Source organism: Halorubrum sp. Atlit-26R, assembly GCF_003666015.1.
GTDB lineage: Archaea > Halobacteriota > Halobacteria > Halobacteriales > Haloferacaceae > Halorubrum.
On record NZ_QPLT01000121.1, the window covers coordinates 1 to 959 of the forward strand.

Consider the following 959-nt stretch of genomic DNA (forward strand, 5'->3'; position numbering starts at 1 on the left):
GTTCGAGAACGCTCTCGCAGTTGCTCGTCAGTGACCCACGACTGAAGTCGTGGTCACTGACAGTTTCTCAGACGCATCTTCCAAGTTCACCACGTCGTCAGAGCCGCTGAGCGACAACCGGCCCGACTGCGGATCGCAGCGTCTCTACATCGATGCCACTCTGGTCAAGACGGACGTACTCCTCTCGGACGATCATCTCGAAGACACGTGTCTGTACGTCGGCAGTCGCGACTGTGTTTCCTGCCGCTTCAACAGCTTCGACGGCTCGGTTGACCCGGGTGTCGGTCACGAGTTCGCTGGCAACCGCTGGCGGCTCATCGTGAGCTGGTTGGTCAGTCGGTTGTTCACCAACAGTGGGCTCGGTCAAGAGTGCGTTCCCACCACTGCGGTTCTCAATCCGAACCCCTGCGGCGGGTCCGTCATACCACGTAGAATCAGGCATCTCGAACTGTTCGGGAGAGAAATCACGGACCTTCACTTCTTTTTGAAACGTGTTCACTGGCGTGAGATTGAGGCGCGCAAACACCTTGTCGGCCCTGTCGCTGGGGACAAATTGCTCGGTGGATTCGCTCCAGATGGCAAGGCCAAGAAACGACGGCAGTCGATCCCAATCGTAGTCAACACCCACGTGACACGGCGCAACACCGAAGAAGACGTACGCTGACGGGTTCTCGACAGCGCTGTGGAATGCGTCACGGTCGAACTCGTCTCGAATGTGTCGAACAGCATGTTCGTATTCCGGTGGGATGTTATCGAAGACCCGCTCTCGGTCTCCGAAGATCAACAGCCCAGATGACTCCATTGTGAACCGCACCCGCGGCCCGACAACGTGCTCACGAAGCCAGAGGTGTCCGCGCGACAGCAACGCTTCGGGGGCGTCTTCGAGCTGCGGTGGTGGGGGGTGCGATTTCATGAAGCGATATCAATTCTTCTGACTGCGGGATTAATATAGGTCCTTG

Annotated in this window: 1 protein-coding gene; it reads right to left on the bottom strand. The window is 57.7% G+C overall.

Annotated elements, in window-relative coordinates:
• Positions 1-97: 97 nt before the first annotated feature.
• The gene (locus DVK07_RS19665) at positions 98-802 is read right to left on the bottom strand and encodes a hypothetical protein (RefSeq protein WP_121598525.1); all 705 of its coding nucleotides are present in this window, start codon (positions 800-802) and stop codon (positions 98-100) included.
• Positions 803-959: the final 157 nt, after the last annotated feature.

Bases quoted from the DNA above. Each gene is read 5' to 3' on its own strand.
- DVK07_RS19665 (WP_121598525.1), bottom strand. From the start codon at position 802: ATGGAGTCATCTGGGCTGTTGATCTTCGGAGACCGAGAGCGGGTCTTC.